The organism is Neisseria sp. HMSC067G12 (assembly GCF_001812725.1).
GTDB classification, from domain to species: domain Bacteria; phylum Pseudomonadota; class Gammaproteobacteria; order Burkholderiales; family Neisseriaceae; genus Neisseria; species Neisseria perflava.
On sequence record NZ_KV810201.1, the window covers coordinates 340,181 to 365,572 of the forward strand.

24 protein-coding genes and 1 pseudogene are annotated in these 25,392 nt (G+C 53.7%); 13 read left to right on the top strand and 12 right to left on the bottom strand.

From position 1 onward, the window contains the following. Nucleotides 1-44: 44 nt before the first annotated feature. The 3 genes and pseudogenes from HMPREF2871_RS06590 to HMPREF2871_RS06600 form a co-directional block, all read right to left on the bottom strand. Entirely contained in the window at nt 45-293 is a 249-nt protein-coding gene (locus tag HMPREF2871_RS06590) for a BolA family protein (protein WP_003686612.1), read from the bottom strand. Nucleotides 294-419: 126 nt separating this feature from the next. Continuing rightward, nucleotides 420-749, bottom strand: a complete 330-nt coding sequence (locus HMPREF2871_RS06595; RefSeq protein ID WP_094192864.1) for an FKBP-type peptidyl-prolyl cis-trans isomerase — start codon at nt 747-749, stop codon at nt 420-422. A gap of 138 nt (nt 750-887) precedes the next feature. Beyond that, nucleotides 888-2,063 (bottom strand): annotated as a pseudogene (locus HMPREF2871_RS06600) (cytochrome c peroxidase). A 380-nt stretch (nt 2,064-2,443) separates the two neighbouring features. Between HMPREF2871_RS06600 and efeU the strand changes: the two are divergent. The 3 genes from efeU to efeB all read left to right on the top strand — a co-directional run bounded on the left by efeU (nt 2,444) and on the right by efeB (nt 5,848). Next, nucleotides 2,444-3,268 carry an iron uptake transporter permease EfeU gene (efeU, locus tag HMPREF2871_RS06605; RefSeq protein WP_070629714.1) on the top strand — a complete coding sequence of 275 codons (825 nt, stop codon included), beginning with the start codon at nt 2,444-2,446 and terminating at the stop codon, nt 3,266-3,268. 12 nt (nt 3,269-3,280) lie between these two features. Continuing rightward, nucleotides 3,281-4,447 (top strand): iron uptake system protein EfeO, encoded by a 1,167-nt coding sequence (gene efeO, locus HMPREF2871_RS06610; protein ID WP_004519217.1) that lies wholly within the window; start codon nt 3,281-3,283, stop codon nt 4,445-4,447. Between the two features lie 135 nt (nt 4,448-4,582). Continuing rightward, the gene (gene efeB / locus HMPREF2871_RS06615) at nt 4,583-5,848 is read left to right on the top strand and encodes an iron uptake transporter deferrochelatase/peroxidase subunit (protein WP_004519218.1); all 1,266 of its coding nucleotides are present in this window, start codon (nt 4,583-4,585) and stop codon (nt 5,846-5,848) included. Nucleotides 5,849-5,930: 82 nt separating this feature from the next. Here efeB and HMPREF2871_RS06620 read toward each other — a convergent pair whose 3' ends face one another. The 3 genes from HMPREF2871_RS06620 to HMPREF2871_RS06630 all read right to left on the bottom strand — a co-directional run bounded on the left by HMPREF2871_RS06620 (nt 5,931) and on the right by HMPREF2871_RS06630 (nt 8,434). After that, a complete protein-coding gene (locus tag HMPREF2871_RS06620) occupies nt 5,931-6,398 on the bottom strand; it encodes a CinA family protein (RefSeq protein ID WP_003686660.1) in 468 nt (155 codons plus the stop codon). Between the two features lie 75 nt (nt 6,399-6,473). Further along, nucleotides 6,474-7,319 carry a mechanosensitive ion channel family protein gene (locus HMPREF2871_RS06625; protein WP_049335638.1) on the bottom strand — a complete coding sequence of 282 codons (846 nt, stop codon included), beginning with the start codon at nt 7,317-7,319 and terminating at the stop codon, nt 6,474-6,476. A 113-nt stretch (nt 7,320-7,432) separates the two neighbouring features. Continuing rightward, the gene (locus HMPREF2871_RS06630) at nt 7,433-8,434 is read right to left on the bottom strand and encodes a thiamine ABC transporter substrate-binding protein (protein ID WP_070647856.1); all 1,002 of its coding nucleotides are present in this window, start codon (nt 8,432-8,434) and stop codon (nt 7,433-7,435) included. Between the two features lie 64 nt (nt 8,435-8,498). On the opposite strand from HMPREF2871_RS06630, the gene HMPREF2871_RS06635 reads away from it, so the two are divergent. The 4 genes from HMPREF2871_RS06635 (at nt 8,499) to glmS (ending at nt 12,964) form a co-directional block, all read left to right on the top strand. Further along, entirely contained in the window at nt 8,499-9,146 is a 648-nt protein-coding gene (locus tag HMPREF2871_RS06635; RefSeq protein WP_049335634.1) for a pyrimidine 5'-nucleotidase, read from the top strand. A gap of 61 nt (nt 9,147-9,207) precedes the next feature. Beyond that, nucleotides 9,208-9,492: a membrane lipoprotein lipid attachment site-containing protein gene (locus tag HMPREF2871_RS06640; protein ID WP_049335838.1), complete on the top strand. Its 285-nt coding sequence runs from the start codon at nt 9,208-9,210 to the stop codon at nt 9,490-9,492. Nucleotides 9,493-9,590: 98 nt separating this feature from the next. After that, complete coding sequence (glmU, locus tag HMPREF2871_RS06645; protein ID WP_049344914.1) at nt 9,591-10,964, top strand: bifunctional UDP-N-acetylglucosamine diphosphorylase/glucosamine-1-phosphate N-acetyltransferase GlmU; 1,374 nt, start codon at nt 9,591-9,593, stop codon at nt 10,962-10,964. Nucleotides 10,965-11,125: 161 nt separating this feature from the next. Beyond that, nucleotides 11,126-12,964, top strand: coding sequence for a glutamine--fructose-6-phosphate transaminase (isomerizing) (gene glmS / locus HMPREF2871_RS06650; RefSeq protein ID WP_049344913.1), 1,839 nt, complete (start codon nt 11,126-11,128; stop codon nt 12,962-12,964). Between the two features lie 78 nt (nt 12,965-13,042). On the opposite strand, the gene HMPREF2871_RS06655 is transcribed toward glmS, so the two are convergent. The 3 genes from HMPREF2871_RS06655 to HMPREF2871_RS06665 all read right to left on the bottom strand — a co-directional run bounded on the left by HMPREF2871_RS06655 (nt 13,043) and on the right by HMPREF2871_RS06665 (nt 16,240). After that, the gene (locus HMPREF2871_RS06655; RefSeq protein WP_004519228.1) at nt 13,043-13,402 is read right to left on the bottom strand and encodes a DUF2628 domain-containing protein; all 360 of its coding nucleotides are present in this window, start codon (nt 13,400-13,402) and stop codon (nt 13,043-13,045) included. A 131-nt stretch (nt 13,403-13,533) separates the two neighbouring features. Continuing rightward, nucleotides 13,534-14,832, bottom strand: a complete 1,299-nt coding sequence (locus tag HMPREF2871_RS06660; protein ID WP_049344912.1) for a M16 family metallopeptidase — start codon at nt 14,830-14,832, stop codon at nt 13,534-13,536. Between the two features lie 58 nt (nt 14,833-14,890). Then, entirely contained in the window at nt 14,891-16,240 is a 1,350-nt protein-coding gene (locus tag HMPREF2871_RS06665; protein WP_049344911.1) for a M16 family metallopeptidase, read from the bottom strand. Between the two features lie 15 nt (nt 16,241-16,255). Here HMPREF2871_RS06665 and HMPREF2871_RS11965 point away from each other — a divergent pair, with 15 nt between their 5' ends. After that, on the top strand, nt 16,256-16,393 hold the full coding sequence (locus HMPREF2871_RS11965; protein WP_159068255.1) for a hypothetical protein: 138 nt from the start codon (nt 16,256-16,258) through the stop codon (nt 16,391-16,393). A 41-nt stretch (nt 16,394-16,434) separates the two neighbouring features. Continuing rightward, nucleotides 16,435-17,613 carry a phosphoglycerate kinase gene (locus tag HMPREF2871_RS06670; protein WP_049344910.1) on the top strand — a complete coding sequence of 393 codons (1,179 nt, stop codon included), beginning with the start codon at nt 16,435-16,437 and terminating at the stop codon, nt 17,611-17,613. Nucleotides 17,614-17,778: 165 nt separating this feature from the next. Here HMPREF2871_RS06670 and yccS read toward each other — a convergent pair whose 3' ends face one another. From yccS to HMPREF2871_RS06685, 3 genes are all read right to left on the bottom strand, one after another. Then, nucleotides 17,779-19,914: a YccS family putative transporter gene (yccS, locus tag HMPREF2871_RS06675; protein WP_049344909.1), complete on the bottom strand. Its 2,136-nt coding sequence runs from the start codon at nt 19,912-19,914 to the stop codon at nt 17,779-17,781. Between the two features lie 164 nt (nt 19,915-20,078). Continuing rightward, a complete protein-coding gene (locus HMPREF2871_RS06680) occupies nt 20,079-21,308 on the bottom strand; it encodes a PilT/PilU family type 4a pilus ATPase (RefSeq protein WP_049344908.1) in 1,230 nt (409 codons plus the stop codon). Nucleotides 21,309-21,394: 86 nt separating this feature from the next. Next, nucleotides 21,395-22,441 carry a type IV pilus twitching motility protein PilT gene (locus tag HMPREF2871_RS06685; protein WP_004519239.1) on the bottom strand — a complete coding sequence of 349 codons (1,047 nt, stop codon included), beginning with the start codon at nt 22,439-22,441 and terminating at the stop codon, nt 21,395-21,397. A gap of 117 nt (nt 22,442-22,558) precedes the next feature. Between HMPREF2871_RS06685 and HMPREF2871_RS06690 the strand changes: the two genes are divergently transcribed. The 4 genes from HMPREF2871_RS06690 (at nt 22,559) to dksA (ending at nt 25,338) form a co-directional block, all read left to right on the top strand. Next, nucleotides 22,559-23,254, top strand: coding sequence for a YggS family pyridoxal phosphate-dependent enzyme (locus HMPREF2871_RS06690; RefSeq protein ID WP_049344907.1), 696 nt, complete (start codon nt 22,559-22,561; stop codon nt 23,252-23,254). 76 nt (nt 23,255-23,330) lie between these two features. Then, nucleotides 23,331-24,128, top strand: a complete 798-nt coding sequence (gene proC, locus HMPREF2871_RS06695) for a pyrroline-5-carboxylate reductase (protein ID WP_049344906.1) — start codon at nt 23,331-23,333, stop codon at nt 24,126-24,128. Nucleotides 24,129-24,130: 2 nt separating this feature from the next. Continuing rightward, the gene (locus HMPREF2871_RS06700; protein WP_049344905.1) at nt 24,131-24,688 is read left to right on the top strand and encodes a YggT family protein; all 558 of its coding nucleotides are present in this window, start codon (nt 24,131-24,133) and stop codon (nt 24,686-24,688) included. Nucleotides 24,689-24,921: 233 nt separating this feature from the next. Continuing rightward, nucleotides 24,922-25,338, top strand: a complete 417-nt coding sequence (gene dksA / locus HMPREF2871_RS06705) for an RNA polymerase-binding protein DksA (RefSeq protein WP_049344904.1) — start codon at nt 24,922-24,924, stop codon at nt 25,336-25,338. Nucleotides 25,339-25,392 lie beyond the last annotated feature (54 nt).

Consider the following 25,392-nt stretch of genomic DNA (forward strand, 5'->3'; position numbering starts at 1 on the left):
GGCCGTCTGAAAACTTTTCAGACGGCCTTTTATTTGATTCCTAATTAAGCCTGCTTGGCAGCCCATTCGGCCGGAGTGGCAGCAACGGAAATCGACAGCGCGTGTAATTCGTTGCTTTCGAGTTGCGGCTTGAGGCCGTCTTTAATCAGGCGGTGACGGGCGAGGCGGGCTTTGCCTTCAAATGAGGAGGAAACGATGACGGCGAAGAAGTGATGGCCGTCGCCTTCGACTTCGACGTGTTCGCAAGGGGTAACGCCTTCAATCAGGGTTTTGACTTGTTCGGGTAAAAGCATGGGGGTTCCTTGGGAAATGGTTTGCTTGTAAAAGAGGGCATTATACCGAATCTTGATAAAAACAGGCCGTCTGAAAAACCAAACTTCGGATTTCAGACGGCCTCGGTCTTTTGAAGCGTCAAATGCTTATTCGTACACTTTCAGCAGCTCGACTTCAAAAATCAAGGTTGCGTGCGGAGGAATCACGCCGCCGGCACCGTGTGCGCCGTAGCCCATTTCGGAAGGAATGGTCAGCTTGCGTTTGCCGCCTTCTTTCATGCCGCCGAAGCCTTCGTCCCAGCCTTTAATCACTTGGCCGACGCCCAGAGTGATGGTCAGCGGTTGACGGCGGTCGAGGCTGGAGTCGAATTTGGTACCGTCTTCCAACCAGCCGGTGTAATGTACGGTGATTTCTTTGCCTTTGACGGCTTCTTTGCCGTGGCCTTCTTGCAAGTCTTCAATAATCAGGCTCATGATGTTCCTTTCGGATGTATGGTGAAAATCGGCTCAAGATTACCATATTGTGCGCAATCGTGAAACAAAGCTGCCCATATGGCCGGCAGCAAAAAGGCCGTCTGAAACGGATTTTCAGACGGCCTTGTTTTATGCTAACCCTTATTTGTTGTCAGGTTGGGATTTGACATCGTGGGAGACGGGCAGCTCAGGCATGGTTCGGGCAGACTCCGGAACATTGCCGGAAAGGGCTTTCAAGAAGGCAACGATGTTTTCAGTGTCTTCCGGAGCCAGGGTTTTACCCAATTGAGCTTTCGCCATGATGTTGACGGCTTTATCCAATTCCCAAACGCTGCCGTTGTGGAAGTATGGATAGGTACGTTCAACGTTTCTCAAGCCGGGAACACGGAAGAAGAATTCGTCTTCGGCTTTTTTGGTTACGTCCGCACGGCCTTTGTCGTGTTTAGGATCGTCGATGTGTTTCCAGTAAGGACCATCCACCAAACCGAATTTTTGGAACATGGTACCGCCCAAGTTGACGCCGTTGTGACAAGCGATACAGCCGTTGTCCATAAATGCGCGTACGCCTTTGCGTTCTTGTTCGCTCAGGGCAGATACGTTGCCTTTCAGGTAGTCGTCCCAACGGGTCGGAGTCAGCAGGGTACGTTCAAACGCGCCCAATGCAGTGGTGATGTTTTTAAAGGAAACCGCGCCGTCTTCAGGGAATGCGGCTTTGAATTTTTCTTGGTATTCAGGGATACCGGCGATTTTGGCGGCGGCATCGGCTTCGGTCGCGTTGGCCATTTCAACCGGGTTGAGCAATGGGCCGCCGGCTTGTTCTTCCACATCGGCGGCACGGCCGTCCCAGAATTAGCTTCCCAACAAGGCGGCATTCAGGGCAGTCGGGGGGTTACGGGCGCCGAATTGGCTTTTGTGGCCCGCGCTGGTCGGCATGTTGTCTACGCCAGCAGTTGCCAAGTTGTGGCAGGAGTTACAGCTGACGGTGTTGCCTTTGGACAGGCGGGTTTCGTACCAAAGTTGTTGGCCGAGTTTGACCTGCTCTTCGGTAAACGGACGGATTTTTTGCATTTCGGCCGCATCAGGCAAAGGTTTGAACACGGTTTGCGCGCGTTCCAACAGGGCTTTGTCTTCGGCAGAAACATCGGCGGAATTTTGAGGGGCCGAAACAGCGGCGGTGCTTGCGGCAGCATCGGCAGCGCTCGCGGCAGAAGCCGCTTGAGGGGTTTCGGTTGTTTGAGCCGTTTTCTCGCCGCAGGCGGTCAACGCGGCAGAAACGGCCAAAGCCAAAGCGATTTGGTGGAGTTTTAAACGTGGCATAGGAGGGTTCCTTTGTTATGCGTTTGTTATGTAATGGATTGCTGATTGCACCAGCAATATGCCAACTATAAAAGATAAGGCGGTTTTAATTTTTGTTGTAAATCAACCTTTTAAATTTGATAAATTTTGAAAATATCACTGATAGGGAAATTTATACTATGAACTTTTTTATTATTTATTTACAATTAGTTACTGTTTTTAAGGCCGTCTGAAAAAACAAAATTCAGACGGCCTTTTAGTTTTTATTGATTACGTTCGTTATTTTATTTTAAAAAATCTTAATAATTATAGGATTATTAAAAAATGAAAATAATTTGCGTTATTAAGCGTAAAGCGTTATAAATGCGTTAACAAATGAACGTTTCACTTTAGAGTTTTTTATGCTGATTGCTTTTTTGATTATGCTGCGCGAGGGCATCGAAGCCGCCCTGATCGTCGGCATTGTTGCCAGTTTTTTAAAACAGTCGGGACACAGCGAGCTGATGCCGAAGGTTTGGCTGGGCGTGTTTTTGGCTGCGGCCATGTGTTTGGGTATCGGTTACGGCATTCATTCCGTTACGGGCGAGATTCCGCAAAAAGAACAGGAATTGGTGGTCGGCGTCATCGGCCTGGTGGCCGTGGCGATGCTGACGTACATGATTTTGTGGATGAAGAAGGCCGCGCGTTCGATGAAACAGCATCTTCAGGATTCTGTTCAGACGGCCTTGAACCGCGGCAGCGGCCAGGGCTGGGCCTTGGTCGGCATGGCGTTTTTGGCCGTGGCGCGCGAAGGTTTGGAAAGCGTGTTTTTCCTGCTTGCCGTGTTCCAGCAAAGCCCGACGTGGTCTATGCCGATAGGCGCGGTATTGGGGCTGCTGGCGGCGGTTGTCATCGGTACGCTGATTTATCAGGGCGGTATGCGCCTGAACTTGGCGAAGTTTTTCCGTTGGACGGGCGCGTTTTTGATTGTGGTGGCGGCCGGTCTGTTGGCCGGTTCGTTTCGTGCGCTGCATGAGGCTGGCGTATGGAATGCGATGCAGGACATCGCTTTCGACACCTCGAAATATTTGCATGAAGACAGCCCTTTAGGCGTGCTGCTCGGCGGTTTCTTCGGCTATACCGACCATCCGACCGAAGGCGAAGTCCTGATTTGGCTGCTGTATCTGGTTCCCGTCATGATTTGGTTTTTGCGCGGCAGCGCTCCGGCAAAAACGTTAACTAAATAAGAAGGAAGTAAAATGAAAAAATTCAATCTGACTGCTTTGTCTGTAATGCTGGCTCTGGGTTTGACTGCGTGTCAGCCGCCTGAAGCCGAAAAAGCCGCGCCTGCCGCTTCAGGTGCATCCGCTGCCGCCAATGCCGACGGTTCGGTCAATATCGGTGTGAACGATACTGCCTGCGAACCGATGGAATTGACCGTCCCCAGCGGCCAAGTCGTGTTCAACATCAAAAACGACAGCGGCCGCAAGCTGGAATGGGAAATCCTGAAAGGCGTGATGGTGGTGGACGAGCGTGAAAACATCGCCCCGGGTTTATCCGACAAAATGACCGTTACCCTGCTGCCGGGCGAATACGAAATGACTTGCGGCCTGTTGACCAATCCGCGCGGTAAGCTGATTGTTACCGACAGCGGCTTCAAAGACACTGCCAACGAAGCCGATTTGGAAAAACTGGCGCAACCTTTGGCCGACTATAAAGCTTACGTTCAAGGCGAGGTTAAAGAGCTGGTGGCGAAAACCAAAACCTTTACCGAAGCCGTTAAAGCCGGCGACATTGAAAAGGCCAAATCCCTGTTTGCCGCCACCCGCGTCCATTACGAACGCATCGAACCGATTGCCGAGCTTTTCAGCGAACTCGACCCCGTCATCGATGCGCGTGAAGACGACTTCAAAGACGGCGCGAAAGATGCCGGGTTTACTGGGTTCCACCGTATCGAACACGCCCTTTGGGTAGAAAAAGACGTATCCGGCGTGAAGGAAATTGCAGCGAAACTGATGACCGATGTCGAAGCACTGCAAAAAGAAATCGACGCATTGGCGTTTCCTCCGGGTAAGGTGGTCGGCGGCGCGTCCGAACTGATTGAAGAAGTGGCCGGCAGCAAAATCAGCGGCGAAGAAGACCGTTACAGCCATACCGACTTGAGCGACTTCCAAGCTAATGTGGAAGGCTCCAAAAAAATCGTTGATTTGTTCCGTCCGCTGATTGAAGCCAAAGACAAAGCGTTGTTGGAAAAAACCGATGCCAACTTCAAACAGGTTGAAGACATTTTGGCGAAATACAAAACCCCGAACGGTTTCGAGCTGTACGACAAATTGAGCGAAGAAGACCGCAAAGCCCTGCAGGCGCCGATTAATGCCTTGGCAGAAGATTTGGCCAAACTGCGCGGCATTTTGGGTTTGAAATAAGATAACGCGTTTTCAGGCGGCCTTTGGATATTGAAAGGCCGTCTGAATCTTATTGTCTCCCACACAAAATATGCTTGAAAACCAACCTTACTTCACACGATTGCAATCTTTCCGTTCCCTGCCAAGGAGCAGACCATGAGCCAAAACAAACAACCGGCACAACCCGAAAAACGAACCCTTTTCAAAACTGCCCTTGCCGCCGGCGCTATCGGCGTTGCCGGTTATTTTGCCGGTAAAAAACAAGGCGAAGCCGCCGCCGATACCCAAAACAACCAACATTCCGAGCTGGCCTATCCGTGTTACGGCGAGCATCAGGCAGGCATCGTCACGCCACACCAGCTCTTCGGCATCATGTGTGCCTTTGACGTTACCGCCAAAGACGCCAAACAACTTGAAAACCTGTTCCGCACCCTGACCGCCCGCATCGAATTCCTTACCCAAGGCGGCGAATACCAAGACGGCGACGACAAGCTCCCGCCTGCGGGCAGCGGCATCCTCGGCAAACAATTCCGCCCCGACGGATTGACGGTTACCGTCGGCGTCGGCAGCAGCCTCTTTGACGATCGCTTCGGCCTCAAAGACAAAAAGCCGAAACACCTGCAGGAAATGCGCGACTTTCCTAACGACAAACTCCAAAAATCTTGGTGCGACGGCGACCTCAGCCTGCAAATTTGCGCGTTTTCCCCCGAAACCTGCCAAGCCGCCCTGCGCGACATCATCAAAAACACCGCCCAGTTTGCCGTCATCCGCTGGAGCATAGACGGTTGGCTCCCTAAAGCCGAACCCGGCGCCATTGCCGCGCGCAATCTTTTAGGTTTCCGCGACGGTTCTGGCAATCCCAAAGTCGAAGATCCCAAAGTCGCCGATCAAGTCCTGTGGACGGGCGTTGCCGCCAACAGCTTGGACGAACCGGCATGGGCGAAAAACGGCAGCTATCAGGCCGTCCGCCTTATCCGCCACTTTGTTGAGTTTTGGGATCGCACCCCGATGCAGGAACAAACCGATATTTTCGGCCGGCGCAAATACAGCGGCGCGCCCATGGACGGTAAAAAAGAAGGCGACACCGCCGATTTCGCCAAAGACCCCGACGGCAAAATCACGCCCAAAGACAGCCATATGCGCCTTGCCAATCCGCGCGATCCTGAGTTCATGAAAAAACACCTGCTCTACCGCCGCGCCTTCAACTACTCGCGCGGCCTCGCCGCCAACGGCCAACTTGATGTCGGCTTGGTGTTCATCTGCTATCAGGCCAACCTTGCCGACGGCTTCATCTTCGTGCAAAACTTGCTCAACGGCGAGCCGCTGGAGGAATACATCAGCCCGTTTGGCGGCGGCTATTTCTTCGTCCTGCCGGGTGTCGAAAAAGGCAGCTTCCTCGGCAAAGAGCTTTTGGGCGTATAAATCTGCCGATGGTTTGAATAGATAAATAAAAAGGCCGTCTGAAACCTGATTTCCAGATTTCAGACGGCCTGTGTTTTTTCTATCAAACCAAATGTTCCGCCAAGAAAGCCAATGCGTATTCAACGGCTTGCGCCCTTACTGCTTCGCGATCGCCCGTGAATAGCGCGGTTTGCTCAAACGAACCTTCGGGCGTGGCCAGGCCGAACCAGACTGTGCCGACCGGTTTGGCCGCGCTGCCGCCGCTAGGGCCGGCAATGCCAGAAATACTCAAAGCGTAATCTGCCTGCGCCACGGCTTTTGCGCCGCGTGCCATTTCATAGACAGTCTCGCGGCTGACCGCGCCGTGTTTCAGCAAGGTGTCGGGCATGACGCCAAGACGCTCCTGCTTGGCTTGGTTGCTGTATGTGACGAAGCTTTGATGAAACCATTGCGAGCTGCCGGAGAGTGAGGTCAGCGCACCGGCAAGCAGTCCGCCGGTGCAGGACTCGGCGCAGGTAACGGTTTGACGGCGGCTGGTCAGGTGTTCGGCGATGGTTTGCAGATGGGACATGGCGGCTCCTTATGGAAATGGTGGAATGGGGCGGGCGTTTGACCCGCCGGGTTTCAGACGGCCTGAAAGCTGAAATCAGTCTTTCGGCTGAATGAGGTGGACATCACATTGTGGGAATGGGATGTTGATGTTGGCTTCGCGCAGATTTTCGACGATCTGCTCGTTCAGGGCGAATCGGAATGGGCCGAGATTTTCTTCTTGCGTCCACGCCCAAAGGGTGATTTCGATGGCGCTGTCGCCAAGGTTGGTAATGTATACGACGGCAGGTCGTTCTTCGGTTTGAACACATAATGGATGCTCGGTTGCCGCTCTCAATACGGCGGCTTTGGCGGCTTTCAAGTCGCAGGCGTAATCGACGCCGACAACGACTTGGGCGCGGCACAGGGGCAGGGAGGAGCGGTTGGTGATGCTGTTGGTCATGACCACGCTGTTGGGTAGGACGACTTCTTCGTTGTCCGGCGTGCTCAAAGAGGTCTGCACCATTTTGATTTCTCGGACGATACCTTCAAAACCGTTGACGCGGATAAAGTCGCCGACTTTAAACGGGCGGAACAGGATAATCAGCACGCCGGCGGCGAAGTTGGACAGTTGGTCTTTCAAAGACAAAGCCACGGCCAAGCCTGCGCCACCGATCAAGGCGGTCACGGAAGTGGTCGGAATACCGAGTTTACCCAGTGCGGCGATGATGATGAGGATCAGCAGGCCGATGTTGGCGACGTTGCCGAGGAAGCTGACCAGCGTTTTATCGACTTTGGCGCGCGTCAGTGCGGTTTTCATCAGTGTCACCACGCGCGTGGTGACCCAGCGGCCGATAAAGAAGATGGCTAAGGCGGCCAGCAGGTTCGTGCCGAAAGACATGCCGGTTTGGGCGAGTTGTTCCCAACCGGAGAAGGGGGAGAGGGATTGAAGATCGAAATTCATAATTGTGTGTGCGTGTGAAGTTGTTTAAAAGGTCATTGTAAAACAAGGCCGTCTGAAAAACTAATGATTTGGTTTTTCAGACGGCCTTTAATCTTTCTTAAATCTTTTTCAGCTTAACGTAAAACGGTTTTGCTCCAACGGCTCACCCATTGTTTTTGTTTGGTGTTGATGTCGGCGCGGTTGGGGGAATCGCTGTGTTTCGGGGTTTGGGCAAACTCGAATACTTTGGGCAGCGGCGTGTTTTTGGCAGCCGGATAGACCCACATTTCGGCAGGCAGGGCTTGTTGCACTTCGCCGCTTTGCAGCCAGCTCACCAGTTTGGCCGCCAGTTCGGGTTGCTTCGCGCCTTTCAAAACGGCCGCGCCTTCAACTTGGCGGAATGTTCCTCCTTTGAGGAAGAGGTTGCCGGTGGGCGGGGTGTTGTATTTGCCTTTGGAGTAGTGGACTTCGGCCGCCGGGCTGGTGGCATAGCTGACCACGAGGGGATAAGCGCCGCCGTTTTGGGTGAAGTCGGTGTAGTAGGCTTCACTCCAGCCTTTGGCAACTTTCACGCCGTTTTGGCGCATTTGCGCCCACCATTTGAATGCGCCTTCTTCACCCATGCCGCCGATGTTGGCCAAGAGGAAGGAGAGGCCGGGCGAGGATGTGGCGGGAGACGGGGGTACCAAAAGGTTTTTATATTCCGGTTTGGTCAGGTCTTGCAGGGTTTGCGGCAGAGGCAGTTTTTTCTGTTCAAACCATTTTTTGTCGTAGTTGATGGCGACATAGGCGTAATCAACGGCCAGCGCATCGGGCAGGGAAGCGGTTACGGGTGCGGATTTGGGTTGGTTGGCAGCGAGGATGCCGGCGGCTTTGGCTTTGCCGATGTTGGCGTTGTCCAAACCGTAAACCGCATCGGCAATCGGGTTGGCCTTGCTCAAAATTAGCTTGTTGAGCATTTCGTTGCCGCTGCCGGCCTTGATGACGGACACTTTGGCATCGTTGGCTTTTTCAAATTGCGCGATGACGGATTGGGGCAGGCTGAAGGATTTGTGCACGGCCAAACGCACTTCGGTTTGGGCGTACAGGTTTGCCGAAGCCAGCAACAGAGCCACGGCGGACAATTTCAGTTTCATTCTCTTTCCTTTGTACGGGTAAAATACGAAATATCATAACAAAATCTGCATATCAAGGCACGATATGAATCATTCTCCCGTTTGGCTGTTTGACCTCGACAATACTTTGCACAATGCCGAAGCAGGCATTTTCTACATTATCAACCGCGCCATGACCGAATACATGGCAGGCCGTCTGAAACTTTCCGAAGAAGCCGCCTCCCATCTGCGCCAAGATTATTGGCACCGATACGGCGCGACGCTTGCCGGTTTGCAAATCCACCATCCCGAAGTCGATATCGATGAATTTTTGCGTGAAAGTCACCCGCTTAAGCAAATTTTGGCAAAGGTGGAGGGTATGGATGGAACTGATGACGTTTTAGGCCGTCTGAAAGGGCGAAAAGCCGTATTTTCCAACGGGCCGTCGTTTTATGTCCGCGCATTGGTTGAGGCGTTGGGCTTGGAAGCGCATTTTGACGGCTTGTTCGGCACGGACGACTTCGGCCTGCTCTACAAACCCAATCCGCAAGCCTATCTCAATGTCTGCTGCCTGTTGGGCGTCAAACCCGAACAGTGCATTATGGTGGACGACAGCGCCGACAATCTGCACCAAGCCAAAGCCTTGGGCATGAAGACCATTTGGTATGGCAAAAACGCCCATCCGTTGCCATTTGCCGACGGCATAGCGAAAGATATGCAGGGCTTGCTTGAATTTTGCACAAAACTGCCGTGAAGTTTTGAAAAAACAAGTACAATACACGGTATTGCCGACATTTAAAAACAAGGACAACATCATGCGTAAACTCGCTTTAATTCTGACCGCCGCTGCCGTTTTGGCCGGTTGCTCTTGGGAAACCTACACCAACGAATCCGGCCGTACCGCCGTACGCCAAAAATATGCTACCGGCACACCTATCGTTTATCAGGACGGTACTTATTCTAAAAACATGAATTACAACCAGTTCCGCCCCGAGCGCCGCGCCGTCCAATCCCATCAAGCGGATCATGCCGAACACGGCGAACGCGGCCAGCACTGGCAAAAACCGCAATTTGCCAACCAACAGCCAGCAACCGAATAACAATATCCCCAAGGCCGTCTGAAACGGAGTGAAAAACAATCAACATTAGTTGTCCCACTTTTCAGACGGCCTCAAACAACGACAACGGAAACCGTATCATGGCTCAGACAGCTTTAAATATCGTCATCCTCGCCGCCGGCAAAGGCACGCGCATGTACTCCAAAATGCCCAAAGTGCTGCACCGCATCGGCGGCCTTCCCATGGTTGAGCGCGTTATCGACACCGCCGCCTCCCTGAATCCCCAAAACATCTGCGTCGTCATCGGCCACGGCAAAGAGCAAGTCTTGGACACCGTCAAACGTGATGTCGTTTGGGTTGAACAAACCGAACAGCTCGGTACCGGCCACGCCGTCAAAACCGCCCTGCCGCACCTGTCTGCCGAAGGCCGCACGCTGGTGTTGTACGGCGACGTTCCCCTGATTGACGCAGCCACCCTCGAAACCCTGCTCGAAGCCGCAGGCGACGAAGTCGGCTTGTTGACCGACGTGCCTAACGACCCGACAGGTTTGGGCCGCATCATCCGCGACAGCAACGGCAGCGTAACCGCCATTGTCGAAGAAAAAGACGCCGATGCCGTCCAAAAGGCCGTGAAAGAAATCAATACCGGCATTTTGGTTCTGCCCAACGCCAAACTCGAAGCTTGGTTGAACAGCCTTTCCAGCAACAATGCCCAAGGCGAATACTATCTGACCGACCTCATCGCCAAAGCCGTTGCCGACGGCATCAAAGTTCATCCCGTCCAAGTCCGCGCCTCCCATCTGGCCGCCGGCGTGAACAACAAACTCCAACTGGCCGAACTCGAGCGTATTTTCCAAACCGAACAGGCGCAAGAATTGCTCAAAGCAGGCGTAACCCTGCGCGATCCGGCACGTTTCGATTTACGAGGTCGTCTGAAACACGGACAAGATGTCGTGATTGACGTCAACGTCGTCATCGAAGGCGAAGTCGAACTCGGCGACAACGTCGAAATCGGTGCCAACTGCGTGATCAAAAACGCCAAAATCGGTGCCAACACCAAAATCGCCCCATTCTCCCATTTTGAAGGTTGCGAAGTCGGTGAAAACAACCAAATCGGCCCATACGCCCGCCTGCGTCCGCAAGCCAAACTGGCCGACGACGTACACATCGGCAACTTCGTCGAAGTCAAAAACGCCACCATCGGCAACGGCACCAAAGCCAACCACCTCACCTACATCGGTGATGCCGAGATCGGCAGCAAAACCAACTTCGGCGCCGGCACGATTATTGCCAACTACGACGGCGTGAACAAACACAAAACCGTCATCGGCGACGAAGTGCGCATCGGTTCAAACTGCGTACTGGTTGCCCCCGTTACCCTCGGCAACAAAGTGACGACAGGCGCGGGCAGCGCGATTACCCGCAATTGCGAAGACGGCAAACTTGTTCTCGCCCGTTCTCGCCAAACCGTCATCGAAGGCTGGGTGCGTCCGGAAAAAGGCGATAAGAAGTAAGGCCGGTCTTTTATTTGTTTTCAGACGGCCTTGAGAAACAACAGGCCGTCTGAAACCCAGATTTGCCGTTTCAATGAATATAAAACGGCGTTTTCCGACTGCCGCTTTCGGGAGCCGGAGCAGCAGTCATTTTCTCAAACTTTTGATACTAAGGAACTTATATGTGCGGTATCGTAGGTGCTATTCGCGCCAATCACAATGTAGTCGATTTTCTGACCGACGGTCTCAAACGCCTTGAATACCGAGGCTACGATTCGTCGGGTATCGCCGTCAACATGGACGGCAAAATCAAACGCGTCCGCCGCGTCGGCCGTGTGCAGCTGATGGAGGACGCCGCGCGCGAAAAAGGCGTGTTCGGCCATATCGGCATCGGCCATACCCGTTGGGCAACCCACGGCGGTGTAACCGAGCCTAACGCCCACCCCCATATTTCCGGCGGCATGATCGCGGTTGTCCACAACGGCATCATCGAAAACTTTGAAGCCGAACGCGAACGCCTGCAAGCGTTGGGTTACACCTTCGAATCGCAAACCGATACCGAAGTCATCGCCCACAGCGTCAACCACGAATACACACAAAACGGCGGCAAACTGTTTGAAGCCGTCCAAGCTGCGACTGCCCGTTTCCACGGCGCATACGCCATTGCCGTTATCGCACAAGACAACCCTGAACAAATGGTTGTTGCGCGCATGGGCTGCCCGCTGTTGGTGGCTTTGGGCGACCAAGAAACCTTTATCGCTTCCGACGTATCTGCCGTGATCGCCTTTACCCGCCGCATCGCCTATTTGGAAGACGGCGACATCGCCCTGTTGAATGCAAACGGTATCGAAAAATTGCTCGACAAAACCGGTGCGCAAACCGAACGCGCGATTAAAGTATCCGAGTTATCTCTGGCTTCTTTGGAGCTGGGCCCATACAGCCACTTCATGCAAAAAGAAATCCACGAACAGCCCCGCGCCATCGCCGATACTGCCGAAGTCTTCTTAGATGGCGGTTTTGAACCTGAAAACTTCGGCGCCAACGCCCGCGAAGTGTTCGACGATATCCACAGCATCAAAATCCTTGCCTGCGGTACGTCCTACTATGCCGCGCTGACCGCCAAATACTGGCTCGAATCCATCGCCAAAGTGCCGACCGACGTCGAAATCGCCAGCGAATACCGCTACCGCGACGTGATTGCCGATCCGAAACAATTGGTCATCACCATTTCCCAATCCGGCGAAACTTTGGACACCATGGAAGCCCTGAAATACGCGCAATCCTTAGGACACAAACACAGCCTGTCTATCTGTAACGTGATGGAATCCGCCCTGCCGCGCGAAAGCGAGTTGGTACTGTACACACGCGCTGGCGCAGAAATCGGCGTTGCCTCTACCAAAGCGTTCACGACCCAACTGGTTGTCCTGTTCGGCCTGGCCGTTACCTTGGGCAAACAGCGTGGCCTGGTTTCTGACGAACAAGCGCGTGAATACGTTGAAGAACTGCGCCAACTGCCGGGCAGCATTCAGCACGTTCTCAATCTTGAGCCGCAAATCGCCGCTTGGGCGCAAAAATTTGCCAAGAAAACCAGCGCACTCTTCCTGGGTCGCGGCATCCACTTCCCAATCGCTCTTGAAGGCGCATTGAAGCTGAAAGAGATTACCTATATCCACGCCGAAGCTTATCCTGCGGGTGAGTTGAAACACGGCCCGTTGGCCTTGGTGGACGAGAACATGCCTGTTGTCGTGATTGCCCCGAACGACAGCCTGTTGGACAAAGTAAAAGCCAATATGCAGGAAGTCGGCGCACGCGGCGGCGAACTCTTCGTCTTCGCCGACCTCGACAGCAACTTCAACGCCACCGAAGGCGTGCACGTTATCCGCGCCCCACGCCACGTCGGCGTACTCTCGCCGATTGTGCACACCATCCCCGTGCAACTCCTGTCTTACCACGCCGCCCTTGCACGCGGTACAGATGTGGACAAACCGCGCAACTTGGCTAAATCAGTAACGGTTGAATAAGTAATTGACCGGTTAAAAAAGGCCGTCTGAAACCTGAGATTTGGGTTTCAGACGGCCTTTTCATTTTAAGAATCCGATTTATTTTTCGTATTCAGAAATGTATTGTGCAACAGCAGCTTCAGGATTGCTGGCCTGAATGACTTTAGGCGCTTCTTGATAGCCACGTTTTCTCAGATTTCCTTCACGCAATTTGTTGCCTTGTAAGCCAAGTACAATGCCTACACCGAAGCCAAGTGCGCTGACAAGGCTTCCCATGGCCTGATTGTCACCGGCGATTAAATTCAAAATTATAAATACAACAAAGATTCCGATACCCAAGCCCCATATTTTTTTCACGCATGCCCAGATGCCGCCAAAGAAAAATGCAGGCCAAGACCAACCTTGTTTGACAGCTTCATATTGACCTGTCGGATTTTTGAATATTTTGTAAGTTTTCATAAAATATATTCCTTTTACGATCAAAAATTGAAAAAACAAGTGATTGTATCACGATAACATAAACGATTTGAATAATTAAGAAAACAGGCTGTCTGAAAAATCTTTCAGACGGCCTGTTGTTTTAAAGCGTTTTATTCTGCACCGACAACGACGGTGTTGAGGTCTTTGAATTTGATGCGGCGTTGCCATGCGTCGCGGACTTGTTCGACGGTCAGGCTGTTGATGGCTTTGGGATAGGCTTCCAAGTAGTCGTTGGGCAGGTCGTAGAGGCCGATCAGGCTCAGGTAGTTGAGCAGTTTGTCGTTGGAGTCGTAGCGCAGGGGGAAGCTGCCGACGATGTTGGCTTTGGCTTGTTTCAGCTCGGCTTCGGTCGGGCCTTCGGCGATAAACTGTTCGATGACGGCTTGGGTATCGGCCAGTGAGGCTTTGGTGTTTTTCTTTTGGGTGGAGTAGGAAACGGCAAACGTGCCTTCTTCTGTCGCCGGGGCGAGGCTGCTGTATACGCCGTAGGTGTAGCCGTGTTGGTCGCGCAAAACTTTCATGAGGTGGCTGTCGAAACCGCCGCCGCCGAGGATGTAGTTGCCGGCAACGAGGGCGTAGTAGTCGGGGTCGTGGCGTTTGATGAGGGAGGTGCCGAGCAGGACTTGTGCTTGTGTGCCGGCAAAGGGGATGTCGCGGCGTTGGGCGGTTTGTTTGGGAACGGGCGGGATGGCGTGGGTTGCGGTGGCTTTGGCCGGCAGGTCTTTGAGGACGCGATCGACCAGTTGCTCTGCCTGTTTGCGGTTGAGGTCGCCGACGATGGCGACGATGGCGTTGTCTTTGCCGTAGTGGGTGCGGTGGAAGGCGCGGATGTCGTCCAGACTAACTCGTTTGAGGCTGTCAACGGTTATGTTTGCGCCGCTGCCGTAGGGGTGTTTCGGGTAGATGAGTTTGGTCAGTTCGCGCGTGGCGGTGTAGTCGGGGGTGGTTTCTTGTTGTTGCAAGCCGGTAATGGATTGGATTTGACGGCGGCGGAAAACGGCTTCGTCAAAGCGCGGACGGGTCAGCGAGTGGTTGAGCAAGTTGGCGGCTTTGTCGCGGATGTCGGCTTTGCTGAGGCTGCGGAAGCCTGCGGACGCGCTCTCGGCATTGCTGTCGCTGCTGATTTGTGCGCCGATGTTGTCGGCTTCGGCATTGAAGGCTTCTTCGTCCAGCTCTTGGGTGCCGTCGGTCAGGAGGGAGGCGGTAAATTCGGCAACTTGGCTTTTGCCGTCCGGATTGGCGACGCTGCCTGCGCCCTTGAAGCTGACTTCAAGGTCGATGATGGGGTTTTCGTGGCGTTCGACAAGGAGGATTTGGGTGCCGTCGCGGTTGCGCCAGCGTTGGATGTCGGTGGCGGCTTGGACGCTTAAGGGCAGGAGTAGGGCAAGGGCGAGTAGGGTGGGTTTCATGTTGTGGCTTTCTGTTAAGGCCGTCTGAAAGGGTATGGGCTTTCAGACGGCCTGATGTTTATCGGCGTTTGGCAGCTTTTTTGCTTGGCGCGGCGGCAGCTTTTTGCGGCTCGATGATGACGGTACTCATGCGCTCGTCGGTCAACATCCGGGCGGCAGCCTGTACTTCTTGTGCGCTGACTGCCTGTAAGCGGCGGTGGATTTCTTGTTCGTCGGTATATTGGAAACCGCGCGCTTCGAGGCGGCCCATCATGGAGGCTTGGGAAGACATGGAGTCTTTGGCGTAGATTTCGTTGACTGCTGCCTGGGTTTTGACGCGCTGCAATTCTTCTTCGGAAACGCCGTGGTCGGCAATGTCTTTGATTTCTTGGCGCAGCTGGGCAATCAAAGTATCGGTTTTCACGCCTTCGGCAGGCATGGCCATTACGCTGAACAGCGGCATTTCACGGCTGATGATGTCGTAATGCGTTCCTGCGTTCAATGCGGTTTGCTTGCCGCGCACGAGGTTTTTATCAAAACGGCTGGATGCGTTGCCTGCCAAAATATCGGAGAGGATGTCGAGGGCGAAAGGCATCGTGTCATCGAGTTTTTGGAGTTTCGGTACACGGAAGTTGATGGCAATCAGCGGCTGGTGTGTAACCGGAGAAGTGGCTTTGACTGTAACAGGTTTGCGCAAATAGGGTTCGGTATGGAGTTTGTTGCGCGGCGGCTGGGCTTTGGCCGGAATATCGCCAAAGAGTTTGGCGGCCGTCTGAAGCGTTTGTTTGGCATCGACATCGCCGACAATGACCAATACGGCATTGTTGGGCGCGTAATATTGTTTGTACCACGCGCGCAGGTCGTCGGCTTTTAGGGTGTGCAAATCTTTCATGTAGCCGATGACGGAGGCGCGCATGGACGGTTGGGTAAAGGCGGCAAGATAGGCTTGTTCCCACATTTTGCCGTCGGCCGTGTCTTCCGTGCGCTGGCGGCGTTCTTCACGGATGACGTTCATCTCGTTGAGGAATTCTTTGTCGCTGAAGTTGAGGTTGTGCATGCGGTCGGCTTCGAGCTTCAGAATCTCGGGCAGGTTGGCGGCGGCGACGTTTTCGTAATACACCGTTTCATTTCGGTTGGTGTAGGCATTGTTTTGTCCGCCCAGCTCGGATACGCGGCGGTTGAATTCGCCGGAGGGAACGTCTTTCGTGCCTTTAAACATCATGTGTTCCAAAGCGTGGCTCAGGCCGCTTTTGCCCGGTTTTTCATCCACGCTGCCGATTTTGTACCAAATCTGCGAAACGGCCACAGGCGCGCGGTGGTCTTCTTTGACGATGATTTTCAGACCGTTGGGCAGGGTTTCAGAAAGCGTCTGCGCCCATGAGGCGGCAGGCAGCGCGAAGGCAAGCATTAAAGCAATTCGGCGTAACATGGTTCAATCCGTAAAATGAAAATCAATCGCCAAAGTATAGCGGAAAATCTGAAAGATTGGCCGAATGTTTCAGACGGCCTGAGACTTTATCTGCTGATTCACATCAAGCGCGGCCGTTGCCAATCTTTACCGTCGCGCCTCATTCGCGGATAATCCCAAACATTCCCGTTTCCAACCATCACAAAGGAATCATCATGGCATTTTTGAAACTGACCGAACAAAATGTTCAAGGCAAAACCGTTCTGATCCGCGCCGATATGAACGTACCGTTCAAAGACGGCAACATCAGCGACGACACCCGTATCCGCGCTTCGCTCGCATCCATTAAATACTGCTTGGACAACGGCGCGTCTGTGATCGTGATGACCCACCTCGGCCGTCCGACCGAAGGCGAATTCCATACTGAAGACGATGTAGCGCCTGTTGCCGCACATTTGGGCAAACTGTTGGGCAAAGACGTGAAAGTATTGAACGACTGGCGTGAAAACAAACCGACTTTGAACGCCGGTGATGTCGTGATGCTGCAAAACGTGCGCATCAACAAAGGCGAGAAGAAAAACGACTTGGAGCTGGGCAAAGCCTACGCTTCTTTGTGCGACGTGTTCGTCAACGACGCATTCGGTACCGCCCACCGCGCCCAAGCTTCGACTGAAGCCGTTGCCCAAGCCGCACCGGTTGCCTGCGCCGGCGTGTTGATGGCGGGCGAACTCGACGCTTTGGGCAAAGCCCTGAAACAACCGGCTCATCCGATGGTTGCCATCGTTGCCGGCAGCAAAGTGTCTACCAAACTGACCATCCTCGAATCTTTGGCCGATAAAGTTGACCAACTCATCGTCGGCGGCGGCATTGCCAATACCTTCCTGTTGGCAGAAGGCAAAGCCATCGGCAAATCTTTGGCCGAACACGATTTGGTGGAAGAATCCAAAAAAATTATGGCGAAAATGGCGGCTAAAGGCGGCTCTGTCCCGCTACCGACCGATGTGGTTGTCGCTAAAGCCTTTGCCGCCGATGCGGAAGCTGTGGTGAAAGACATTGCCGACGTTGCCGAAGACGACATGATTTTGGACATCGGCCCTAAATCTGCCGCTGCTTTGGCTGATTTGCTCAAAGCTGCCGGTACGGTCGTATGGAACGGCCCGGTAGGCGTGTTTGAATTTGACCAATTTGCCGGCGGTACCAAAGTATTGGCCGAAGCGATTGCCCAAAGCGATGCGTTCTCGATTGCCGGCGGCGGCGACACTTTGGCGGCGATTGCCAAATTCGGCGTAACCGATCAAATCAGCTACATCTCTACCGGCGGCGGCGCGTTCCTTGAGTTCTTGGAAGGCAAAGAGTTGCCTGCTGTTGCTGCTTTGGAAAAACGCGGCGCATAATCGGTTTTAATATCGATTGTTAAAAATAAAGGCCGTCTGAAATCTGGAAATCAGGTTTCAGACGGCCTTTTGTTTTGGTTTTTATTGGAGGAAGTGTTTAGCTTGATTCAACACCGATGATGGGCAGACTTGTTGCTAAACAGGCTGGAAAGCGTCCGGCTCTTTTCAGACGGCCTCTACGTCGGCTTGTCGGTGCAATGCCTGATAGCACGGGGTAAGCTGGCGGATAATCAGGTCGAGCTGGTGTTTGAGGATGTGGTCTTGCTGCGCTTGTGTGTTTCGTTCAAGCTCGGCAAATTCCTGACGGATTTGGGTCATGGCCGTTTCAAAAGCCTCGGGGTCGGTTTGGGGCATTTGGGTCAGCAACTCGGCGATGTGGTGGGTCAGCTTGGCATAGGGCGCAAAGCCGTCGTTGCCGTCGATTCGGACTTGGTCGCGGTATGCGCCGAGCGCGGAAATGTGGCCGGTCAGTGCATAGCTGGTTTTGAGCAGGGTAAAACCGTCTTGCAGGCGGTCTTGGTATTTTTTCGGGTTGCTGCTCATGTCAGACAGGGTGCTGCTGAGGGCGGCGGTGCTTTCATGGGCTTGGCGGCGGGTAAGGCGGTAGTCGACATCGTCGCGGCTGCCGTTTTGCAGCTGGTCGAGGATGGCGTCGAGATAACGGCCGTTGGCAGTAATGGTTTGGGCGGCGGTATGGCTGAGGGTGAGGTAACGCCAATCAGGCCAGAGGTAGGTGGCGGCAGCCCATGCTATAACGGAACCGACGATGGTGTCGATGATGCGGATGGGCATGGCGTGGTACACGTCCAAACCGGCAAGCGAGAGGCTGGTCAGGGCTTGGATGGTGATGAAGAAGGTGGAGAAGCTGTATTTGTAGCTGCGGGTCATGAAGAACAGGGTGGTGCTGGCGATAACAATCCAGAGCTTGGTTTCAACGGACGGGGTGAAGTAGGGGACGAGCGAACCGACAATCACGCCGAGAATCGTACCGGCAATGCGTTGGTACACGCGGCTTTTGGTGGCGGTGTAGTTGGGTTGGCAGACGAAAAGGGCGGTCAGCAGAATCCAGTAGCCGAGGTTGAGATGGAGGATTTCGACGATGATGCAGGCCGCGGCCACGACGATGGAGAGGCGGGTGGCATGGCGGAAGACGCCGGAGTCGAAATTGAGTTGGCTGATGACGGTTTCGCCGATATTGCGGAACTTGGTGTTTTCAAGGGCGGCGATGCGGGTGTCGGTGTTGTCGTTTTCGGCAAGGGACGCATCGTTTTGCAGTTGCCGCAGTTGGTAATCGACACTGCTGAGGTTGTCGAGCAGGCGGCGGATATTGTGGAGGTTGGCATTGTCGGCGTGGGTCTCGGCAAAATGGCCGAGGGACTGGCGGCAGCCTTCCATGGCGCGGCCGAGGCGTTTGCTGTATGCGTAGGGTTTGTTGTTGCGCAGGGTGGCGGCAATGTTGCGGCATGCCTGACCCTGCATTTCGAGCAGGCGGCGGATGCGGAAGATGAGGTCGGTGTTTTTGAGCTGCTCGGCCATTTCGCTGTAATCGACGTGGGCGGAGCTGATGCGTTCGTGCATGTCTTGCGCGCTGAGGTAGTAGCGCAGCATTTTGGCGGTACGCGGATGGCGGTGTTGGCCGCGCAATCGGTAGAAAAGTGCGCCGCGGCATTGGTTGAAGGCGGTAATCACGCCGGTGTTGCTCATGGCCAAGTCGATTTGGCGGTTGCCCAACCATGCGGCTTCGTCGGGGTCGAAAAAGTCGGCTTTGGCATCGAAGTAGTTGCTGAGTGCGTCGTAGGCGTTGGCAACGGTTTCTTGGACGGGGCGGTGGGGCAGGATGATTTGGAAGATCAGGGTGTTGACGCTGTATAGGACAGTGCCCAACAGAATCATGACGGGGTTGGTCAGCCAGTAGGTCTCGGGTGTGTAGGTCAGCGTGGTGTAGGTGGCGACGGCGAGCGCACCGAAAGCGAAGGTGCGATATTTGAGGCCGACGGTGCCGAGGATGGTGAAGCCGAAAGTCATCAGGGTCATGGCCAAGATGAAGGGAACGCCTGTACCGATGGTGCTTTGGGCAAGCAGCGAGGAGAGGGTAAACAGGGCAACGGTGATGACGATGTTTTTCAGACGGCCTGTGAGGCGGTTGTCCAAATCAACCAAACCGCCGGCAATAATGCCGAGTACGAAGGGCATAACCAGTTTGGGCGTGTCGAAATGCCAAACGAGGGTGGCGGCGATGAATACGCTGGCGAAGACGGGTAGGGAGGCAATGATCAGAGGTTTGAGCGGCGGAGTGTTCATGATGGTGTTGTTTATTATTCGTTATGAGGTGAATGATTGGATTTTAACAGGATTTTCAGTCGGTTTCAGAATGCTTTAAATGGGATAAGGCCGTCTGAACGGATACGGGGAAATACTTGATTTCGTTTCCACATCCGTTCAGACGGCCTTTTTGGCTTACTCCATTAGGTCATCAGGTTGAGGTCGCTGATGCGGTCGTAGAGGCGTTCGGTATTATTGCCCTCGTCGTGCATTTGGATGCGCAGGCGCAAATCGTTGGCGGATACCGCTTGGCGCAAGGCTTCGCTGAGTTCGATTTGGCCTTGTGCGTAGAGGTTGAAGAGGTTTTGGTCAAACGTCTGCATGCCGTTGCTGCCGGAGCGTGCCATCAGGTCGCGGATTTCCAGCAATTCGCCTTTGAAAATCAAGTCCTGCATGGCCGGAGTGTTGAGCAGGAGGTCGGTAACGGCCGTACGTTGGCGGTTTTTCTTGGTGGTGAGGCGTTGGCCGATGATGCTGACGAGGTTTAACGCCAAATCCATCAAAACTTGTTGGCGGCGGTCTTCCGGATAGAAGTTGATGATGCGCTCGATGGTTTGGGAGGCTGTGCTAGCATGGATGGTGAAAACGCACAGATGGCCGGTTTGAGCCAGTTGGAGGGCGTATTCCATGCTTTCTTCGCTGCGGACTTCGCCGATACAGACGACATCGGGTGCTTGACGCATGGCGCTTTGAACGGCGGTTTTCCAGTTGTCGGTATCGATGCCGATTTCGCGCTGGGTGAAGATGCTGCGGCAAGGTTTGTAGATAAACTCGATGGGGTCTTCGATGGTAACGATATGGCCGGGCAGCTTTTGGTTGCGGTAGTTGAGCATGGAGGCCATGGTGGTGGATTTACCCGAACCGGTCGGGCCGGCGAGGATAAGCAGGCCGCGCGGCGCGAGTGCAAGCTCTTGGAGCTTTTCGGGCAAACCGAGGGTCTTCATTTCGGGAATGTCTTGGCTGACGCGGCGCAATACCATGCCGACGCGGCCTTGCTCGTGGTAGGCGTTGACGCGGTAGCGCGTGTTGCTGCGCGATTGGACGGAATAGTTGATTTCCCAGTCGCGGTTGAAGGCTTCGAGCTGGTCGGGGTTCATGGTAGATTCGGCGATGGCGGCGGTGTCCGCGCCGGTCAGCGCTTTGTGGGGCATGGGCGTGAGGGTGCCGCCGACTTTGATGGCAGGGGGAAAGCCTGCGCTGATGAAGATGTCGGATGCGTTGCGTTTTTCGGCCTCTTCACACATGCGGTCGAGCAGGGGGTGAAGATGCGTGCCGATTTCGGCCGGGGTGGGGATGTGCGGTGCTTGGTTTTTTTGTGAGTAGGCTTGCACCATTTCGCTTAACAGGTCGTGCAGAGGGGCGAGGTCGCTCATGATGATTCTCTTTAAAACGGGTATTCGGTCAGGCTGAAAGGCCGTCTGAAAACGGGATGATGGTGTTCAGACGGCCTGAGTATGGTTTAGAAAACAGAGAGGTTTTCGATATTTTGCGCCTTGCTGCGTGCCAGCTCGGGGCTGATGGTACCTTGGCGGACAAGGGTTTGCAGGGCTTGATCGAGGGTTTGCATACCGTGGGCCTGACCGGTTTGGAGGGCGGCGTTGATTTGGGCGATTTTGTTCTCGCGGATGAGGTTGCGCACGGCCGGTGTGGAAATCAGGATTTCGTGTGCGGCGACGCGGCCGTTGCCGTCGCGGGTTTTCAGCAGGGTTTGGGAAATGATGGCGCGCAAGGATTCGGACAACATGGAGCGTACGATTTCTTTTTCGCCTGCAGGGAATACGTCGACAATACGGTCGATGGTTTTGGCGGCGCCGGTTGTGTGCAGCGTGCCGAAAACCAAGTGGCCGGTTTCGGCGGCGGTCAGGGCGAGGGAGATGGTTTCAGGGTCGCGCATCTCACCGATCAAAATCACGTCTGGGTCTTCGCGCAGGGCGGAACGTAGGGCGTTGGTGAAGCTGTGGGTGTGCTGATGCAGCTCGCGCTGGTTGATGAGCGCCTTTTTGCTTTGGTGGACGAACTCAATCGGGTCTTCGATGGTCAGAATGTGGGCCGGTTGGGTTTCGTTGATGTAGTTGACCATCGCCGCCAGCGTGGTGGATTTACCCGAACCGGTCGGGCCGGTTACCAAGACCAAACCGCGCGGATTTTCGGCAATTTTTTGGAAAATGCGCGGCGCACGTAATTCTTCCAGCGTCAGGACGGTACTCGGAATGGTACGGAATACGGCAGCCGGGCCGCGTTCAGTCATAAAGGCGTTGACGCGGAAACGGGCAACATTAGGCAGCTCAAATGAGAAATCGACTTCAAAATCCTGTTGATAGAGCTTGCGCTGGTGGTCGTTCATGACCGAGGTAATCATGGTACCGACTTCTTCCGAGCTCATCTCGGGCAGGTTGATGCGGCGGATGTCGCCGTGTACGCGTATCATGGGGGAAATGCCAGAACTCAAATGGAGGTCGGAGGCTTTGTTTTTCACGCCGAACGCGAGTAAGTCGGTAATCTGCATAATGTGGCCTTGTTTTGGTTTAGAATAATAAAATCGCTTTATTTTAAATAGATAAATCCGTTCGACCAAGTAAAATTTTCAAAATGCCGAGTGATGAACGGGTTAAAGGAGAAAACCATGTCGGTATTGCAACAAAACTATCAGGACGTATGCCGGGCGGTTGAACAGGCGGCTGAGGCTGCAGGACGGCCTGCGGATGCGGTGAAGCTGGTAGCGGTCAGCAAGACGTTTCCTGCAGACGACATCCGCGAAATGTATGCGGCCGGTCAGCGCGATTTCGGCGAGAACTATATTCAGGAATGGTTTGAAAAAACGGAAACGCTGGCCGATTTGCCGGATATTGTTTGGCACGTTATCGGCGATGTGCAGTCTAATAAAACTAAATTTGTGGCCGAACGCGCACATTGGGTGCATACGATAGGCCGTCTGAAAACGGCGCGGCGCTTGAGTGAACAAAGGCCGTCTGAAATGCCGCCGTTGCAGGTGTGTATTGAAGTGAACATTGCCGCGGAAGAGGCGAAACACGGCGTAGCGCCCGCAGAAGCGATTGCGCTGGCCCTTGAAGTGGCCAAGTTGCCGAATATTAAAGTATGCGGATTGATGTGTGTGGCCAAGGCCGACAGCAGCGACGATGAGTTGCGCAGTCAGTTTCATACCATGCAGCGGTTGTTGGCCGAGTTGAATGCGGCAGGCGTCGAAGCAGATGTTTTGTCTATGGGTATGTCCGGAGATATGCCAATCGCGGTAGAATGCGGCGCAACCCATGTCCGCATCGGCAGCGCGATTTTCGGCAAGCGGCATTATCCTCAATAAAAGTAATAGGCCGTCTGAACAGGGCAGACAGCAGTTTCAGACGACCTGATCGATATCACAAAGGAGTGACATATATATGAATATCTATTTTCTCGGCGGCGGCAATATGGCGACTGCCATTGCAGGCGGTTTGGTCAAACAAGACGGCTATCGTGTCCACATTGTCGAACGCGGCGCCGAAAGACGAGCGCAACTGGTACAAGAATTGGGCGTAGCCACTTCTGAAAACCTGCCCGAATTGAGTGCGGACGATGTCCTTATTCTCGCCGTTAAACCGCAAGACATGCAGGCGGCCTGTCAAAACATTCGTTTGAATGGCGCGCTGGTGTTGTCCGTAGCGGCTGGTTTATCCATCGATACCCTCAGCCATTATCTGGGCGGCACACGTCGTATCGTGCGCATCATGCCCAATACACCGGCCAAAATCGGTTTGGGCGTATCCGGTATGTTTGCCGATGCAAGCGTTTCAGAAGCCGACCGCGCAGCCGCAGACGGCATCATGCGCTCTGTCGGCACGACCGTTTGGTTGAACGAGGAAGAGCAACTCCACAATATTACCGGCATCAGCGGCAGCGGCCCCGCCTACGTTTTCTATCTGTTGGGCGCGCTCCAAAATGCGGCTTTGGCACAAGGTTTCAACGAACAAGACGCACGCGAACTGAGCCTCACCACATTTAAAGGCGCAGTGGCTTTGGCCGAACAAACCGGCGAAGCATTCGCACAATTACAGCAAAACGTGACTTCCAAAGGCGGTACGACACACGAAGCCATCGAAACCTTCAAAGCCCGTCACGTTGCCGAAGCCATCGAACAGGGCGTAGAAGCCTGCGTCAAACGTTCGCAAGAAATGGCGCAACAATATAAGGCCGTCTGAACATGCGCGGCGACTTGCTCTTATTATTGGCAGACGCTATTGCCATCCTGTGTATCACACGCTTTTTGCTCCGATACGCAGGATTGGCAGCAGAACACCCCCTGCTCAAATTCAGCATACAGGCAACAGGCTGGCTGACCAAACCTTGGCAAAAAGCATTTCCATCCGGCGAGAAAACCGATTGGTACTGCCTACCCGCAGGTTTTCTGGTGTACTACCTTGCCTGTACCGCCATTATTTTCATCTCGCCGGCGCTGTCCATCAGCAATAAGCTGATTTTGGCAAACTTCTGGTTTGCCGCACTCCATATGCTGAAAGCCGCGGCCTATACATTACTTATCGGTCTGATTATTAGAATGGTGTCCAGCATACAGGGCCGCTATTCGCCGTTGACTTATGCCATCGAACGAATCCTGCAGCCATTGCTCAAACCGTTTTCCTTTTTGCGCGCAGGGCGATACGATTTTTCAGGCAGTTTGTTGGCACTCTTATTATGGTTGTGGTTGGCCAGATGGTTTCCCCAACTTATCCAGCAAACCAACCTATGGTTGCTTCAATAGGCCGTCTGAAAGCGCAGCAGGTATTAACGACCAAAAATACAACGTCCTAAAAAGCGCTTTAATACATTTAGATGTAAGGTAGTGCAAAAAAGTGCAAATCGAAATATAAGGAACAAATGAATAGGTAAAACATGATATGATTCGCCCAATTTCCAAAACGGAAATTTAAGAAAATCCAATAAAAGCAAACCCGTAGCATCCAAATCATTAACAACAAATCGAAAGCAGACACCATGGCAAAGCTGACAGAACAAGATATTTTAAACTGGGATGGTCCTGAAGAGGACTACATGAACAGCGACCAATTGGCCTTCTTCCGCGAACTACTGGTTAAAATGCAAGAAGAGCTGATTGAAAATGCAAACACCACTACCGGCCATCTTCAAGAGCACGAATCCGCTCCCGATCCAGCCGACCGAGCTACTCAAGAAGAAGAATACGCTTTAGAGCTGCGCACCCGCGATCGCGAGCGTAAACTTCTCAATAAAGTGCAAGCGACTATCCGCAGCATTGACGAAGGTGATTACGGTTTCTGTGCCGATACCGGCGAACCCATTGGCCTCAAACGCCTGCTGGCACGTCCGACCGCGACATTGTCCGTAGAAGCGCAAGAGCGACGCGAACGAATGAAAAAACAGTTCGCCGACTAAAATATAGATATAGAAACCTCAAAAGGCCGTCTGAAAGAGCATTTCAGACGGCCT

Excerpts from the sequence above, each read along its gene's own strand:
- HMPREF2871_RS06590 (WP_003686612.1), bottom strand. The coding sequence starts at position 293 with ATGCTTTTACCCGAACAAGTCAAAACCCTGATTGAAGGCGTTACCCCT.
- efeU (WP_070629714.1), top strand. The coding sequence starts at position 2,444 with ATGCTGATTGCTTTTTTGATTATGCTGCGCGAGGGCATCGAAGCCGCC.
- efeO (WP_004519217.1), top strand. The coding sequence starts at position 3,281 with ATGAAAAAATTCAATCTGACTGCTTTGTCTGTAATGCTGGCTCTGGGT.
- efeB (WP_004519218.1), top strand. The coding sequence starts at position 4,583 with ATGAGCCAAAACAAACAACCGGCACAACCCGAAAAACGAACCCTTTTC.
- HMPREF2871_RS06620 (WP_003686660.1), bottom strand. The coding sequence starts at position 6,398 with ATGTCCCATCTGCAAACCATCGCCGAACACCTGACCAGCCGCCGTCAA.
- HMPREF2871_RS06625 (WP_049335638.1), bottom strand. The coding sequence starts at position 7,319 with ATGAATTTCGATCTTCAATCCCTCTCCCCCTTCTCCGGTTGGGAACAA.
- HMPREF2871_RS06630 (WP_070647856.1), bottom strand. The coding sequence starts at position 8,434 with ATGAAACTGAAATTGTCCGCCGTGGCTCTGTTGCTGGCTTCGGCAAAC.
- HMPREF2871_RS06635 (WP_049335634.1), top strand. The coding sequence starts at position 8,499 with ATGAATCATTCTCCCGTTTGGCTGTTTGACCTCGACAATACTTTGCAC.
- HMPREF2871_RS06640 (WP_049335838.1), top strand. The coding sequence starts at position 9,208 with ATGCGTAAACTCGCTTTAATTCTGACCGCCGCTGCCGTTTTGGCCGGT.
- glmU (WP_049344914.1), top strand. The coding sequence starts at position 9,591 with ATGGCTCAGACAGCTTTAAATATCGTCATCCTCGCCGCCGGCAAAGGC.
- glmS (WP_049344913.1), top strand. The coding sequence starts at position 11,126 with ATGTGCGGTATCGTAGGTGCTATTCGCGCCAATCACAATGTAGTCGAT.
- HMPREF2871_RS06655 (WP_004519228.1), bottom strand. The coding sequence starts at position 13,402 with ATGAAAACTTACAAAATATTCAAAAATCCGACAGGTCAATATGAAGCT.
- HMPREF2871_RS06660 (WP_049344912.1), bottom strand. The coding sequence starts at position 14,832 with ATGAAACCCACCCTACTCGCCCTTGCCCTACTCCTGCCCTTAAGCGTC.
- HMPREF2871_RS06665 (WP_049344911.1), bottom strand. The coding sequence starts at position 16,240 with ATGTTACGCCGAATTGCTTTAATGCTTGCCTTCGCGCTGCCTGCCGCC.
- HMPREF2871_RS11965 (WP_159068255.1), top strand. The coding sequence starts at position 16,256 with ATGAAAATCAATCGCCAAAGTATAGCGGAAAATCTGAAAGATTGGCCG.
- HMPREF2871_RS06670 (WP_049344910.1), top strand. The coding sequence starts at position 16,435 with ATGGCATTTTTGAAACTGACCGAACAAAATGTTCAAGGCAAAACCGTT.
- yccS (WP_049344909.1), bottom strand. The coding sequence starts at position 19,914 with ATGAACACTCCGCCGCTCAAACCTCTGATCATTGCCTCCCTACCCGTC.
- HMPREF2871_RS06680 (WP_049344908.1), bottom strand. The coding sequence starts at position 21,308 with ATGAGCGACCTCGCCCCTCTGCACGACCTGTTAAGCGAAATGGTGCAA.
- HMPREF2871_RS06685 (WP_004519239.1), bottom strand. The coding sequence starts at position 22,441 with ATGCAGATTACCGACTTACTCGCGTTCGGCGTGAAAAACAAAGCCTCC.
- HMPREF2871_RS06690 (WP_049344907.1), top strand. The coding sequence starts at position 22,559 with ATGTCGGTATTGCAACAAAACTATCAGGACGTATGCCGGGCGGTTGAA.
- proC (WP_049344906.1), top strand. The coding sequence starts at position 23,331 with ATGAATATCTATTTTCTCGGCGGCGGCAATATGGCGACTGCCATTGCA.
- HMPREF2871_RS06700 (WP_049344905.1), top strand. The coding sequence starts at position 24,131 with ATGCGCGGCGACTTGCTCTTATTATTGGCAGACGCTATTGCCATCCTG.
- dksA (WP_049344904.1), top strand. The coding sequence starts at position 24,922 with ATGGCAAAGCTGACAGAACAAGATATTTTAAACTGGGATGGTCCTGAA.